14 protein-coding genes are annotated in these 13,532 nt (G+C 63.6%); 7 read left to right on the top strand and 7 right to left on the bottom strand.

Features of this window, described 5'->3' with window-relative positions; genetic code table 11:
- Positions 1–124: 124 nt before the first annotated feature.
- Together JQK88_RS36920 and JQK88_RS14640 are read left to right on the top strand one after the other, a co-directional pair.
- Positions 125–247, top strand: coding sequence for a hypothetical protein (locus tag JQK88_RS36920; RefSeq protein ID WP_281401949.1), 123 nt, complete (start codon positions 125–127; stop codon positions 245–247).
- Between the two features lie 155 nt (positions 248–402).
- Entirely contained in the window at positions 403–2,715 is a 2,313-nt protein-coding gene (locus JQK88_RS14640) for a glucose/quinate/shikimate family membrane-bound PQQ-dependent dehydrogenase (RefSeq protein WP_192258415.1), read from the top strand.
- Positions 2,716–2,785: 70 nt separating this feature from the next.
- Here JQK88_RS14640 and JQK88_RS14635 read toward each other — a convergent pair whose 3' ends face one another.
- The gene (locus JQK88_RS14635) at positions 2,786–2,926 is read right to left on the bottom strand and encodes a hypothetical protein (protein WP_203278668.1); all 141 of its coding nucleotides are present in this window, start codon (positions 2,924–2,926) and stop codon (positions 2,786–2,788) included.
- Positions 2,927–3,234: 308 nt separating this feature from the next.
- Here JQK88_RS14635 and JQK88_RS14630 point away from each other — a divergent pair, with 308 nt between their 5' ends.
- On the top strand, positions 3,235–4,146 hold the full coding sequence (locus JQK88_RS14630; RefSeq protein ID WP_192258412.1) for a dienelactone hydrolase family protein: 912 nt from the start codon (positions 3,235–3,237) through the stop codon (positions 4,144–4,146).
- A 48-nt stretch (positions 4,147–4,194) separates the two neighbouring features.
- Here JQK88_RS14630 and JQK88_RS14625 read toward each other — a convergent pair whose 3' ends face one another.
- Together JQK88_RS14625 and JQK88_RS14620 are read right to left on the bottom strand one after the other, a co-directional pair.
- Positions 4,195–4,392, bottom strand: a complete 198-nt coding sequence (locus JQK88_RS14625; RefSeq protein WP_056582983.1) for a hypothetical protein — start codon at positions 4,390–4,392, stop codon at positions 4,195–4,197.
- Between the two features lie 146 nt (positions 4,393–4,538).
- On the bottom strand, positions 4,539–5,024 hold the full coding sequence (locus JQK88_RS14620) for a thioesterase family protein (RefSeq protein ID WP_112560425.1): 486 nt from the start codon (positions 5,022–5,024) through the stop codon (positions 4,539–4,541).
- A gap of 120 nt (positions 5,025–5,144) precedes the next feature.
- Here JQK88_RS14620 and JQK88_RS14615 point away from each other — a divergent pair, with 120 nt between their 5' ends.
- The 4 genes from JQK88_RS14615 to JQK88_RS14600 all read left to right on the top strand — a co-directional run bounded on the left by JQK88_RS14615 (position 5,145) and on the right by JQK88_RS14600 (position 11,704).
- A complete protein-coding gene (locus tag JQK88_RS14615) occupies positions 5,145–6,554 on the top strand; it encodes an FAD-binding oxidoreductase (protein ID WP_192258410.1) in 1,410 nt (469 codons plus the stop codon).
- Between the two features lie 26 nt (positions 6,555–6,580).
- A complete protein-coding gene (locus JQK88_RS14610) occupies positions 6,581–7,078 on the top strand; it encodes an STM3941 family protein (protein ID WP_281401948.1) in 498 nt (165 codons plus the stop codon).
- Positions 7,079–7,123: 45 nt separating this feature from the next.
- A complete protein-coding gene (locus JQK88_RS14605; protein ID WP_192258408.1) occupies positions 7,124–7,624 on the top strand; it encodes a hypothetical protein in 501 nt (166 codons plus the stop codon).
- Positions 7,625–7,738: 114 nt separating this feature from the next.
- Positions 7,739–11,704 (top strand): AsmA family protein, encoded by a 3,966-nt coding sequence (locus tag JQK88_RS14600; RefSeq protein ID WP_203278667.1) that lies wholly within the window; start codon positions 7,739–7,741, stop codon positions 11,702–11,704.
- A 6-nt stretch (positions 11,705–11,710) separates the two neighbouring features.
- Here the strand turns inward: JQK88_RS14600 and JQK88_RS14595 are convergent, their stop codons facing one another.
- The 4 genes from JQK88_RS14595 to JQK88_RS14580 all read right to left on the bottom strand — a co-directional run bounded on the left by JQK88_RS14595 (position 11,711) and on the right by JQK88_RS14580 (position 13,520).
- Positions 11,711–11,932 carry a ribbon-helix-helix domain-containing protein gene (locus JQK88_RS14595; protein ID WP_112560429.1) on the bottom strand — a complete coding sequence of 74 codons (222 nt, stop codon included), beginning with the start codon at positions 11,930–11,932 and terminating at the stop codon, positions 11,711–11,713.
- Between the two features lie 13 nt (positions 11,933–11,945).
- A complete protein-coding gene (locus JQK88_RS14590) occupies positions 11,946–12,140 on the bottom strand; it encodes a DUF4169 family protein (protein ID WP_192258405.1) in 195 nt (64 codons plus the stop codon).
- 18 nt (positions 12,141–12,158) lie between these two features.
- Positions 12,159–12,704 (bottom strand): SspB family protein, encoded by a 546-nt coding sequence (locus JQK88_RS14585; RefSeq protein WP_112560431.1) that lies wholly within the window; start codon positions 12,702–12,704, stop codon positions 12,159–12,161.
- Positions 12,705–12,836: 132 nt separating this feature from the next.
- Positions 12,837–13,520 carry a TetR/AcrR family transcriptional regulator gene (locus JQK88_RS14580; protein ID WP_203278666.1) on the bottom strand — a complete coding sequence of 228 codons (684 nt, stop codon included), beginning with the start codon at positions 13,518–13,520 and terminating at the stop codon, positions 12,837–12,839.
- Between the last annotated feature and the right edge of the window lie 12 nt (positions 13,521–13,532).

The raw sequence follows: 13,532 nt of genomic DNA, 5'->3' as shown, positions 1-13,532 counted from the left end.
CTGTGCAAAACCTTTCGCCCGGCCTACCTGGCTGCTGCCCGCATACGCTCGCCGACCTTGTCGGCGACATAGACGGCATCCCGCGCCGCGCCATGGATCATGGTGGAAGAGGTCGAGTGCTGGAATGAAGGTCGCAGATATAGAGGCCGCCAAGGGCGACCCGATCGCCCAGGTGCCGACCGAGATGGTCGTTGCGCATGTCCAGCGCGCGACCGGTCAAAATCTCATGGATGTGCTGCACCGCTAAGCCGTCGCGAAAGGCGGTAAAAGGGACCGCCTTGTTTTCACCCTATGCTGGCAAGCCAAGCTTGACACACGCGGCCTGCGGGAGAAAGCTGGCGACAGGGCAGGGACGGCTGCCTGAGAGGCGCCGCAAAGCGCAACAGTCGAAGGAGTATCGTCTTGGCTGTGGTCATCACCTCCCTCATCCTGTTCCTCATCGGCCTGGCACTTGGCGGCGGCGGCGTCCGGCTCGTGATGCTGGGCGGCAGCTGGTATTATGTCATCACCGGTCTCGCCTTCCTGATAACCGCCTGGCTGCTGTTCCGGCGCAAATCGACGGCGCTGTGGCTCTACGCTGCGATCGTGCTCTGCACGCTTGCCTGGGCGGTGTGGGAAATCGGCTTCGACTGGTGGGAACTAGGCCCGCGCGGCGGCGTCATCGTGCTTCTGGCGCTGTGGCTGCTGACGCCGTGGGCAAGGCAGGGCCTCACCGGCCCCGACGCGCGTGCGCCGCTCATCCTGGCCGTGCTCGCATCGCTCGCAGTGGCCGGCTATTCGATGACCGCCGATCCCAAGGACATCGCCGGTGAGCTCAGCGCCGACAAGGTAACGCCGACTGCGGATCTCGGCGGCAATGTGCCTCCGGGCGAGTGGCACTTCTACGGCCGCACGCCCTATGGTCAGCGCTATTCGCCGCTCGACCAGATCACCCCGGACAATGTCGCCAAATTGCAGCCGGCCTGGACCTACCAAACCGGTGACGTCAAGGGTCCGGATGACGTCGGCGAAACCACCTATCAGGTAACGCCGCTCAAGGTGGGCGACACGCTCTACATCTGCACGCCGCACAATTTCGCCATCGCCATCGATGCCGCGGCCGGCAAGGAGAAATGGCGCTTCGACCCCAAGATCAAGCTCGACAAGGACCGCCAGCACCAGACCTGCCGTGGCGTGTCCTACTACGCCGATGCCAAGATCGCCGCTGGCCAGCCCTGCGCGACACGCGTCTACCTGCCGACCTCGGACGCGCGGCTGATCGCGCTTGATGCCGCCAATGGCCAGGTCTGCCCGTCCTTTGCCGAAGCCGGCACGCTGAACCTGTTGACCAACATGCCGTACCCGAAGTCGGGCTACTACTATTCGACATCGGCGCCGCTGATATCAGGCGGCAAGATCATTGTCGGCGGCGCGGTCAACGACAATTATTCGACCGAGGAACCGTCCGGCGTCATCCGCGCCTTCGATGTCGACACCGGCGCGCTTGTATGGAACTGGGATTCCGGTAATCCGGACCAGACGACACCGCTGGCGGCGGGCCAGACCTACACCCACAACTCACCCAACATGTGGTCGACACCGAGCGCCGACGAGAAGCTCGGCCTTCTCTACGTGCCGCTCGGCAACCAGACGCCGGACCAGCTCGGCGCCGGGCGCAGCGCCAATGTCGAAAAGTTTTCCTCCTCGATCACCGCGCTCGATCTTGCCACCGGACAATTGCGCTGGGTGCGCCAGACCGTGCATCACGACCTCTGGGACATGGACGTGCCGGCGCAGCCGACGCTGATCGACATCACCACGGCTGCCGGCCTGGTGCCGGCGCTGGTCGGGCCAACCAAACAGGGCGACCTCTATGTGCTCGACAGGCGCAGCGGCGAACCGATCATCCCGGTCAAGGAAGTGCCGGCGCCAGGCGGCGCCGTCGAGGGTGATCACACCTCGCCGACGCAGCCGGTTTCGGACCTCTCGTTCAATCCGAAGCCGCTGACCGGCGCCGACATGTGGGGCATCACCATGTTCGACCAGCTGGCCTGCCGGATCGAATTCCAGGGCTTGCGCTATGAGGGCCGCTATACCCCGCCTTCCGTGCAGGGGTCGCTGATCTATCCCGGCAATTTCGGCACCTTCAATTGGGGCGGCGTCGCCGTCGACCCGGTGCGGCAGGTGATGTTCGGCATGCCGACCTATCTCGCCTTCAAATCGCAGCTCATTCCGCGCGACCAGGTGCCACCGCCGGATGAAGGTCGCGGCAGCGAACAGGGGCTCAACCGCAATGAGGGTGCGCCATACGCAGTGGTGATGGGGCCGTTCCTGTCGCCACTCGGCGTGCCATGCCAGGCGCCGCCATGGGGCTATGTCGCAGGCGCCGATCTCAGAACCGGCAAGATCGCCTACAAGCACCGCAACGGCACCGTCTACGACATGACGCCGTTGCCGCTGCCGCTGAAGGTCGGCGTTCCCGGCATTGGCGGACCGATGATCACCGCCGGCGGCGTTGCCTTCCTGGGTGCGGCCGTCGACGACTATTTGCGCGCCTATGATGTGACATCGGGCAAGCAGCTCTGGCAGGCCAGGCTGCCGGCCGGCGGGCAGTCGACGCCGATGACCTACACCGTCGCCGATGGCCGCCAGTTCGTGGTCATCGTCGCCGGCGGCCACGGCTCGGTCGGCACCAAGCCGGGCGACTATGTGATGGCGTATACGCTGCCGAAGTAGGCCTGATCAGAGCCCGAGATGGCCCTTCAGGATGCTCTGGGCGTCCATGGTATTTCCCCTCGGCTATCAGTTAGCGGGTTTTGGAACGGCGCTGGTCGACCCGGACCTTCACCATCCGCTTGGCTGCTTCCGACGCAGCGGAGCGCAGGGCCAGCAAGGCGGCTGCGGCAATCACGAGCGCGCTTAAAAAGATCGGAGTGGACAAGGTCATGGCGTTGTTCCTTCTCGTCTGGCTGCCGCAACGGGCGAAGCCACAATCAACTTCCCCTGATATTGTGGCGGCACCATCAACATTCTCTGAAATGACCAAAATGTGATGGCCGCGCGGTTGGTGCAGCTGACTTGTGCCAACTGCACGGCCCGACGACGAAAGCGTCACTGATCCGTGACTGGACCGTGCGAGCTTGCACCCTATCTTGACCCGCAAGGTCATACCGGAGTGACCGCAAGATCATCCCGGAGTGACCCGCAGGTCATCCCGGAGTGACCATGAGGTCATCTCCTAGCGAGGAGCATGCCATGACGAAAGCCGCCGCCGAAGCCACCAAGCCTGCCATCACGACTCCTGCCATTAGCCAGGCGATGATCGATGCCTATGACGAATACACGCATCTGACGCTCGACCGCCGCCGGTTCATGGAACAGCTGACCAGGCTCGCCGGATCGGGCGCCGCAGCCGCCGCGATCGCGCCGCTGCTGGCCGCGAATTCGGCGCAGGCGGCAATCGTCGCCGACAATGATCCGCGGGTGAAGGCGCAGGATATCACCTATCCCGGCAGCAGCGGCGAGATGAAGGGCTATCTGGTCAAGCCGGCGGACCAGTCGGGCAAGCTCGGCACCGTCATTGTGGTGCATGAGAACAGGGGCCTCAACCCGCATATCAGGGATGTGGCACGGCGGGTGGCGCTTGAGGGTTTCGTGGCGCTGGCGCCGGATTTCCTGTCGCCGCTCGGCGGCACGCCCACTGACGAAGACAAGGCGCGCGACATGTTCACCAAGCTCGACGCCAGCCAGGTCACCGCCGATGGTCTGGCGACCATCGCCTATCTTAAGGCCGAGAAGGACGGCAACGGCAAGGTCGGCGCCGTCGGCTTCTGCTGGGGCGGCGGCGCGGTCAACGATTTGGCCGTCAACGCGCCGGATCTCGCGGCCGGCGTCGCCTACTACGGCATGCAACCGAAGGCCGAGGACGCGGCGAAGATCAAGGCCGCGCTTTTGCTGCACTATGCGGGACTCGACGAGCGCATCGATGCCGGCATCGATGCCTACAAGAAGGCGCTCGACGCCGCGCATGTCGAATACACCGTCTATGTGTATGACGGCGTCAACCATGCCTTCAACAACGACACATCGGCCGCGCGCTACGACAAGAAGGCAGCTGATCTGGCCTGGGGCAGGACGATCGCTTTCCTGAAGGAGAAGCTGGCTTAGTAGACCGGTCGACGCCCGGCGGGGCAATGAGGGCAGTGCAGGCCGGCGTCAGGCGTGGCCGCGTTTCATGCGCGCCTGCTTCAGGATGGCGCGCCAGCGAATCATGTCGAACGGGATCGGTTCGTTGCTGTTGGCGATGTGGAAGATCTCGTTGTTGACGTTCTTCAACGAGCGCCAGAAATCATAGTCGGTGATGCGCGGATCGGCAGCCAGCCTGTCCACTTCGACCTTGATGTCGGTTTTCATGCACGTTCCTCGAACCGCCTGTGCCCCGCCGCCCGCATCGCAACTCGGATCGACCCGTTCTCAAACGGTCCGCTGAGTCGTTCAATGGCTCAAATGGTTTGTTAACGTTAAAAGCTCGGTAAGGTTAACGCGGGCACGGAAGCGCATCAAGCGGTCTTGCGGCGAATACCGATCGAACGGCCAGCGCGCTCGGGCATGGGCAGTGCAGAATGGGCGGCGCGCATGGCTTCCACCTTGGCCTGCACGTCGGCGGGGAAGGGCGCGACCTTCGGCCCGGACATGTCGACATGCAGCGACAGGGTTTCGGAGGTGGCGGCGAGCCAGCCGTCGACATGGCGGATTTCCTGATAGGCCCTCAGCCGCTTGTCGTCATGGTCGATCAGCTGGAACGAGACGACGACCTTGTGCTCGAGATGCAGCTCCTGCACGTAGCAGACATGCACCTCGGCCGTGTAGATGGTGAGGCGCCGCTCCTTGACATAGTCCAGCCCCATGCCCATTGCCGCAAAGGCTTCGTCCGAGCAGCGGTCGAACAGCACGTTGTAGTAGGCCATGTTGAGGTGGCCGTTATAGTCGATCCAGTCCTTCTCGATGTCCATGGGCTTGGAGACGTAGGGGGCAGGGATGGACATGAGAACTTCCGTGTTCTGGTGCTGGACCGAGTTCTGGTGCTGGACAGGCCGCGGTAGGTGAGACTACGCATCCATAATCGCATAACAAGCGTGGACGCTGGTCCATTCGCGGAGGAATTCATGGCTCTGAGCGACCTCAACCCGGTCGAACGCAACGAGGAAGGCATCGCCGCCGTGCTCGGCATCCTCAAGCAGCAGTTCGGCGAACGTTTCCAGACCGGCGAGGCGATTCGCTCGCAGCACGCGCATACCACTACGTATATTCCGACACAGGCGCCCGACGGCGTTGCGTTCCCGGAGACGACAGAAGAGGTGCAGGAGATCGTGCGCGCCTGCGCCGCGCACCGCGTTCCTGTCATCGCCTTCGGTGTCGGTTCCTCGCTTGAGGGCCACACCAACGCGCCGGGCGGCGGCATCTCGGTCGACACATCGCGCATGAACCGCATCCTGGCGGTCAACCCGCAAGATCTCGACTGCACGGTCGAGCCGGGTGTTACGCGGGAGGACCTGAACCGTCATCTGCGCGACACCGGGCTGTTCTTTCCGATCGATCCCGGCGCCAATGCTTCGCTGGGTGGCATGGCGGCGACACGGGCCTCGGGCACCAATGCGGTGCGCTACGGCACGATGCGCGAGAATGTCTTGTCGCTGACAGCCGTGATGGCCGATGGCGAGACGGTGACCACCGGCAAGCGGGCGAAGAAGAGCTCTGCCGGCTACGACCTGACGCGGCTTTTGGTCGGCTCGGAAGGCACGCTCGGCATCATCACGTCGCTGACCTTGAAGCTGCAAGGCATTCCGCAGGCGATCTCCGGCGGCGTCTGTCCGTTTCCAAGTCTGGAGGCGGCCTGCAACGCGGTCATCGCGACCATCCAGATGGGCATTCCGGTGGCGCGCATCGAATTGGTCAACGCGCTGCAGATGCGGGCGATGAAGAACTATTCCAAGCTCGACTATCCCGAGAGCCCGTGCCTGTTCGTCGAATTCCACGGCAGCGATGCCGGCGTTGCCGAGCAGGCGGAAACTTTTGGCATGATCGCCGAGGAGAATGGCGGCGGGCCTTTCCTGTGGACCAGCGTCGCCGAGGAGCGGACGAAATTGTGGAAGGCCAGGCACGACGCCTACTGGGCATCGCTGACCTTGCGGCCCGGCACCAAGGGCCTGTCGACCGATGTCTGCGTGCCGATCTCGCGGCTGGCCGAATGCGTTGCCGAAACCGAGGCCGATATTGCCGAAATGGGCCTGGTGGCGCCGATCGTCGGGCATGCCGGCGACGGCAATTTCCACGTGCTGGTGCTGATGGATGTCAACGATCCCAATGAGATCGCGCTGGCGGAGAAATTCGTCTCGCGGCTCAACATGCGGGCGATCGCCATGGACGGCACCTGCACCGGCGAACACGGCATCGGCCAGGGCAAGATCGGCTTCCTGCGCCATGAGCTCGGCCATGGCGTCGATATCATGCGTTCGATCAAAAAAGCACTCGATCCGCAAGACATTATGAACCCGGGCAAGATATTACCTGCATAGCCGAAATATGAGGGGCGAGGGCGGCAATGCGGTACGGAACCAAGACTGTGGAGCCCCTGGTTATAAGGGCATCGCGCGGCAAGACATTGCTGATGTTGCTGGCCAGCCTTGTCTTTGTCCTGGGCAGCGCTTTCATGATCTATGTCTCAAAGGACGACGACACCACCGTGCTTTGGTTGTGCATGGCCTTTTTCGGCCCGTGCGCGCTGGTGTTTGCCTGGTTGCTTGTGCGTCCCCAGATGCTGGTGCTGAACGGACAAGGTTTCATTCTCGGCGGCGGTCTTGTTCGATCGCCGAAGCTGGTCCGCTGGCAGGACATTGAAGGTTTCCACGTCTATGATCTGCCCAAAGCCGGTGAGATGATCGGCTATAATTTCGCACCGGGCGTCAAGAAAAGCTCCGTCATGCGCAGCATCACCAAAAGCCTGGGGGCCGAAGCCGCGTTGCCCAAGGGCTGGCCATTTTCGCCCGAGGAGATGGCCGTGCTGCTGAACGAATATCGCCGAAGGGCCATGGCGGGATAAGACCGCTGAGCGCGAGCTGCGTCGTTGCCCGGGGAGGGCGAGTAGATGCCGACATCGGAGGCCCTAATACCGATCGACGTGCCGCTATCGTCCGCCGGCGCGCCCTTGCCGCATGTTTTTGCCGATGAGGGCAGGCTGTTCGTTGCCTACATTGCCCACAGACCGGATCCGTCATTCGACGGCACCAATCCGCGCTCGGTTTCGCCCGCGACAGAAAGCCAGTCGATCGCAATCCTGACGGCAAACCCTTATCTGGCATTTCAATTCGGCCCGCCGAACGACGAAGCCATCAGCGGGCACCGTCTCTATAGGCTGGGGTTGCAGCCTTATTCGGCGTTCGAAGTCCTCAATTCGTCCTGGATCGCGTCCCTGGAAAAGGCAAATCGGGTTCACTCGTCCCACACGCCGGAACTGTTTTCCGCTTACCGGCATTTCATCCTGACGTTCCAGGATTCGACGCTGGAATTCATTGCAAGGAGCTTTTCGGGCAGCCTTCATCAGGGGGCGGTCCTGCCGACGTTGATGGAGGCGGCCGGATCTCGGTGATCGGGCGCACCGAGATGGGCCAACCGCGATGTGTCTGCCAGATGAATTGCCTCTTTATCGACACGCTGATGCGGGTAGAGTGCAGTTGGCTTTCAATCAACCCGTTCGGAGCTGATGCTCGCACGCCTGTTCGTGATCTTCGGTGGCTTGTTTGTGCTGGTGCTCTGTGCAGCACTGGTGGTGCCGTATTTTATCGACTGGACCGGCTACCGCGCCGAGTTCGAGCGCGAGGCGAGCGCCATTCTCGGCCGCAAGGTGACGGTGCAGGGCGACGCCACGGCGCGGCTGTTGCCGTTCCCCTCGGTGACCTTCTCCAACGTCACCGTCGCCGGCGGACCTGGCGGCCAACCGGCTATGACCGTCGAGACGTTTTCGATGGATGCGGAACTGGCGCCGTTCCTGCGCGGCGAGGTGCTGATCTTCGACATGCGGCTGGTGCATCCGAAGGCGACAATCGACATTGCGGACAACGGCACGGTCGACTGGGCGATGCGGCCGTCCTCGCCCTTCGACCTCAACCAGATCTCGATCGAGAAGCTGACGGTGACGGAGGGAGAGATTGCGCTCCGCCATGCCGCCGGCGGCCGCAGCCATCTGATTTCTCAGATCAATTCGACCATCTCTGCCAAGTCGCTGGCAGGGCCGTGGCGCATGGACGGCACGGTGCTGCTCGACGGCCTGCGCTCGACGGTCGTCGCCTCGACCGGGAAGGCCGAGGGCAATGGTCAGATGCGGCTGAGGCTCAAGGTCGATCCGGACGCCTATCCGCTGGTCGTAGAGACCGACGGCAATGCCGGCATCGTCAACGGGGCTGCCGTCTATTCCGGCCAGTTCAAGATTTCCGGTGCTGACAAGAACGATAAAAATCCGGTCGAGCTGCGCGGCAGCGATGGCGAGGTTGTTGAGATCAATACGGGCAAAGTCAGCGCCGGCAAGCCCGATCCGGGGTTTCGGCTGAACGGCAAGTTCTCGCTCGACCACCAGAAACTCGGCGTCGACGAATTCCGTTTCGACACCGGGCCGCTCGACAATCCCTATACCGCCGACGGCAAGGCTTCGGTCGATCTCGGCCTGAAGCCGAGCTTCGCCATCGAGGCCAATGGCGCGCAGGTGCAACTGGATGAGGCGGTGGGCGCTGAAAAGGGCGCCGGCCTGACACTGGACCAGCGCATTGCCGGGATCGAGCGGGCGCTGCTCGACCTTCCGAAGCCGACCATTCCCGGCACCGTCGAGGTCAAGCTGCCTGCGGTGGTGGCCGGCGACACCACGGTGCGCGACGTGCATCTCTCGGCCGGGCCGGTCGAGGGTGGCTGGTCGGTGAAGTCGATGGCTGCGACCTTGCCCGGGCGCACCACGCTGGAAGCCAGCGGCATGCTTAGCGTCCAAGACCATTTCGGCTTCACCGGTTCCATGCTTCTGGCGGTGGCGCAGCCTTCCGGCTTTGCCGCCTGGCTGTCGAAGGATGTCGACGAGGCGATCCGCCGCCTGCCTGCCGCCGGCTTCAAGGCCAAGGTCGATCTGTCGGAGAAGCGCCAGGCGTTCAGCGATCTCGAACTGATCCTCGGCAAGGCAAAGTTTTCCGGCCGCATCGATTCCAGCCAGCCCGACGACGCCAAGCCGTCGGTGCTGATGCGGCTCACGGGCGGCGAACTCGATGTCGACGGGCTGACGGCGTTCGCCTCGATCTTCGTCAGCGACAAGGGCGCCAACCGCTTTTCCGACCGCGACCTCGATTTCCAGATCAAGGCCGGGCCGGTCAGCGCCGGCGGGCTGACTGCCGACACGGTCGATACCGCGCTCCGGCTGCGCGATGGGCTGCTCGAAATCGACCGGCTGTCGATTGGCGGCCTGGCCGGCGCGTCGATCAGCGCCACCGGCCGGATCAAGGATTTCCCGGCCAGCCCGACCGGCAAGCTCGACGCCTCGGTGGTCGCCGTCGATCTAAAGCCGCTGATCGACATTGCCGCGCAACACTATCCCGACAATGATGTGCTGAAGGGACTGGCAAGCCGCACTTCCGCCTATCCCGAGCTGTTCCAGGACGCGCGCGTCGATCTGGTGGCAAGTGCCGCCGACAATGGCGACGGCACGACAGGGCTGGCGGTAAGCGGGCAAGGCAAGGCCGGCGGTTCGGCCTTCTCGGCGTCGCTGTCGGGCAAGGGTGCTGCCGGCCAGTTGCTCGACGCGCCGGTGACTTTGACCTTCAACGCCAAAAACCCCGACGCCACGGCGCTGCTGGCGCTCTACGGAATGCCGGCGCTGCCGCTCGGTATGCTCGGCCAGGCAAGTACCGACATCTCGGCGAAAGGCACGCTTGGCGGCGGCCTGGCGACGAGCTTCAACCTCGCCGCCGATGATTTCAAGGCGACGTTCGACGGCACCGTCGCCGAAAGCCCGCAAGGCGCCACCGTCAAGGGCAAGATCGGCCTCGACGCCTCCGATATCGAGCCCTGGCTGATGACCACCGGCGTCGGCCTGCCGGGCATGGGCACCGGCACATCGACCTCGCTCAGCGCGGATGCCGATTTCGGCAGTGGCCTTCTGGTGTTGAGCGGCCTCAGCGGGTCCATCAACGAAGCGGCGGTGTCCGGTGACATCAATCTCGACGTGAAGCAGGGACTGCCGCATCTTGCCGGTGCGCTGGCGCTCGACGAACTCGACCTCGACCCGATGGCGGTGGCGCTGTTCGGCGACCAGTCCTTCATCGCCAGCAACAGCAACTGGCCGACGGCGCCGTTCAGCCAGAAGTCCAGCCTGCCGTTCACCGCCGACCTGGATCTGACGACAGCCACGCTTGCCGCCGGGCCGCTGGCCACGGCCTATGACGCATCGCTGTCGTTGAAACTCGACCAGGAAGGCATCCGCGTTTCGGACCTGAAGGCAAAGCTGCTCGGCGGCGCACTCACCGGTCTGTTCGAATTGAAGAACACCGACGGCAACGGGCTGTTCTCCGGTCAGATGAAGCTTGCCGGCGCCGATCTCACGACCGTGCTGCCCAATGCTGGCCTGAGCGGCAGTGGCGATTTCTCGACGGGCCTGTCGACCAGCGGCAAATCTGTTGATGCAATGATCGCCGCTCTGTCCGGCTCCGGCACGGCGGCGCTGAAAGGGCTGACCATTGCCGGCGTCAATCCCGATGCCTTCGGCGCCTTGATCGCCAAGGCCGATACGATCGGGCGCAACATCGACGTGGCCAAGACCGCGGGCTTTGCGCCTGACATTGCCGGCGACGGCAATTTTGCCGCCGGTGATACCGACATCGCCTTTACGGTTGCCGGCGGTACGCTCAGGGCGCCGCCGGTCAAGCTGGAAAACGCTGGCGCGGCATTGTCCGCCGACATAATGGCGGACCTGAACACCAGTACCGTCGCCGCCAGGGGTACGATCACCTACAAGCCCGGCGACCAGGCGCTGGTCGGGTCGGATCCCTCGGTCAATTTCAGCGTCGACGGGCCGTTCGGCGCGATGAAGAAGCTGTTCGACAGCGAGCCGCTGGCGCAGTTTTTGACGCAGCGCGCGCTGGAAAAAGAGCAGCAGCGGGTCGAGGCGATGCAGGCTGCACTGCTCGAGAAGCAGCGGCTGCGGCGCGAAGTGCGCTACTACGCTGCGCTACAGACCGAACGTGACAACGCGGCTGAAGAATTGCGCAAGCAGGAAGAAGCGGCGCGGCTGAAAGCCGAGGCCGACGCCAGGGCGAAAGCTGAAGCCGACGCAAAAGCGCAGGCCGAAGCGGATGCCAAGGCCAAGGCGGATGCGGAAGCAAAGGCCGATGCCGATGCGAAAGCGCAGGCGGAAGCCGACGCCAAGGCCAAGGTAGACGCCGAAAAGAAGGCGCAGGCCGAGCAGCAGGCAGCCGAAGACGCCTCCAAGGCCGAAGCCGAACGGAAGAAGGCTGAGCAAGCAATGCGGATTGCTTCGCAGGAAAAGGCCAGGCTGGAGGCCGAACGCAAGGCTCAGGAGCAGGCACCGAAGGTCGACCGCTCACTGCCCGGCGTCAATGACGGTACGGCCCCGGCGCCGCCAAAGCCCAAGACAAATCCGTTTTCGGTCGACAATCTGTTGAAGTCGCTGGGTAACTAGCCCAGTTCAGCGCATCCCGCGCTTGGCCCAGTCCAGCACATGCAGCCGGAGCGCCGAGGACAGGTTGGCGTCGCGCGGCCTTGTCTCGTCGATTTCGGCGACAAGGGCTGCAAGCGTCAGCTTTCGCGCTGCGGCGATGGCGACGAGGTCGTCGTAAAAGGGTTTTTCGAGCGAATAGCTGGTGCGGTGGCCGCGGATCGTTACCGAGCGTTTTTCGACCGGGCTCACCGCGGGTTGCCCATCAATCGCCCTGGTCTTCCGGGCGTTCGCGGCGATGGCCAGCGACGAACTTCTCGGCCTTATCTGATGTCAGCCGGTCGCGGGTTTTTTCGGCTTTGGAACGGCCGTGCAGAGCGCGGTTCTCGCCGGCGAGTTTTTCCATTTCGGCGCGCGCCTTCTGCTTGCGGACCTGGCGAAGGTTGACGATTTCGCCCATGTCGCGCTGTCCGCGCTGCTATTTCTTGCGGAAGGCGTCGAGCGACACGACGTCGGCGCCCTTGCCGGCGGCGGCGTCAGCCACGGCGGGCTTTTTCTCGGCTTCGGCTGCGGTGGCCTTCTTCTCGGCCTTTGGTTTTTTCTCGGAGACGATGGCCAAGGGCTCTGGGGCCGGCTGGGCTGGCGCTTCGTCTTCCGAGGGAATGTCGGTCTTGACGTCGAATTCAAGTTCGAAATTGACCGAGGGGTCGTAGAAGCCGCGCACGGCCGAGAACGGGATTTCCAGCTTTTCCGGCACGTCGGAGAAGGACAGGCCGACCTCGAAGCCGGTATCGGTTACCTTGAGGTCCCAATACTGGAACTGGATGACGATGGTCATCTGTTCCGGATAGCGCTCGCGCAGCCTGGACGACACGCGCACGCCCGGCGCGCCGGTCAAAAAAGTGATGAAGAAATGATGATTGCCGGGAAGGCCGGTGCGCGCGACTTCGGCCAGCACCTTACGCATGACGCCGCGCAATGCCTCCTGGGCCAGAATGTCGTAGCGGATGTGGTCGTCGGCCATGTGCTGGTCGGGTTCCGTTGAATCGTCCGCATAGCTGTAATCAAGCTTGAGGGCGGCGTAAACCGGATATAGATCGCTGGTGCGCCGAAGCGAGGCCCATCAATGACGATTTGATCGCTGGATTTGATTCGTTCAGGCGCTGGCCAACTGCTTTTCCACCGCTGCCGCTGATCGGCGCTTGCCGAAGGCGCGAAGGAAGGTGCGCACGCCGTGGGTGGCGGATTGCAGCACTTCATCTTCCGACGGCATGCCGCCGAGCATGAAGGTGGTCTGCAGTTCGGCGTTGGCCAGCGCCAGGAACTGGCGCGCGGCGACGTCGGGGTCGTCGACCGCGAGGTGGCCGGCATGGGCGAGGCGGGCGAAACGGGCGGCAAGTGCGGGCCAGGTCCGGCCTGGACCCTGGTCGCGCCACTCGGCGAACAGTTCGGGATAGCGCTCGCCTTCGGTCTGGATCAGCTTGCGCAGGAAGCGTCCGTCGCGATTGCAGATGCAGTTCTGGTTCATGCGCACGGCGAAGCCGATCAAATCGGCTTCGAGATCCTTGGGCTGGTCGGGGAAGCTGGCGAAGGTGGCGAAGATGCCGGCATTGCAGCGCTCGGTCAGGTCGCGCACCACGGCCATGAAAAGCTTTTCCTTGTCGCGGTGGTGATTGTAGATGGTCTGGCGCGAGACGCCGGCCTCCACCGCGATCAGATCGATATTGGCGCCGGCAAAGCCTTCGCGGCAGAAGACCGAGGCCGCCGCATCGATGATCGACATACGCTTGGCCTCGTGGCCGCGTGGCGGGAAAATGTCAGGAGAAACGGCAGGCTTCATAAAAATATATAT

Source organism: Mesorhizobium caraganae (genome assembly GCF_016836705.1).
Taxonomy (GTDB): domain Bacteria; phylum Pseudomonadota; class Alphaproteobacteria; order Rhizobiales; family Rhizobiaceae; genus Mesorhizobium; species Mesorhizobium caraganae.
This window is presented reverse-complemented; position numbering and strand designations above follow the sequence as displayed.

Excerpts from the sequence above, each read along its gene's own strand:
- JQK88_RS14625 (WP_056582983.1), bottom strand. The coding sequence starts at position 4,392 with ATGAAAACCGACATCAAGGTCGAAGTGGACAGGCTGGCTGCCGATCCG.
- JQK88_RS14635 (WP_203278668.1), bottom strand. The coding sequence starts at position 2,926 with ATGACCTTGTCCACTCCGATCTTTTTAAGCGCGCTCGTGATTGCCGCA.
- JQK88_RS14630 (WP_192258412.1), top strand. The coding sequence starts at position 3,235 with ATGACGAAAGCCGCCGCCGAAGCCACCAAGCCTGCCATCACGACTCCT.
- JQK88_RS14580 (WP_203278666.1), bottom strand. The coding sequence starts at position 13,520 with ATGAAGCCTGCCGTTTCTCCTGACATTTTCCCGCCACGCGGCCACGAG.
- JQK88_RS14610 (WP_281401948.1), top strand. The coding sequence starts at position 6,581 with ATGCGGTACGGAACCAAGACTGTGGAGCCCCTGGTTATAAGGGCATCG.
- JQK88_RS14590 (WP_192258405.1), bottom strand. The coding sequence starts at position 12,140 with ATGGGCGAAATCGTCAACCTTCGCCAGGTCCGCAAGCAGAAGGCGCGC.
- JQK88_RS14605 (WP_192258408.1), top strand. The coding sequence starts at position 7,124 with ATGCCGACATCGGAGGCCCTAATACCGATCGACGTGCCGCTATCGTCC.
- JQK88_RS14600 (WP_203278667.1), top strand. The coding sequence starts at position 7,739 with ATGCTCGCACGCCTGTTCGTGATCTTCGGTGGCTTGTTTGTGCTGGTG.
- JQK88_RS36920 (WP_281401949.1), top strand. The coding sequence starts at position 125 with ATGAAGGTCGCAGATATAGAGGCCGCCAAGGGCGACCCGATCGCCCAG.
- JQK88_RS14585 (WP_112560431.1), bottom strand. The coding sequence starts at position 12,704 with ATGGCCGACGACCACATCCGCTACGACATTCTGGCCCAGGAGGCATTG.
- JQK88_RS14615 (WP_192258410.1), top strand. The coding sequence starts at position 5,145 with ATGGCTCTGAGCGACCTCAACCCGGTCGAACGCAACGAGGAAGGCATC.
- JQK88_RS14620 (WP_112560425.1), bottom strand. The coding sequence starts at position 5,024 with ATGTCCATCCCTGCCCCCTACGTCTCCAAGCCCATGGACATCGAGAAG.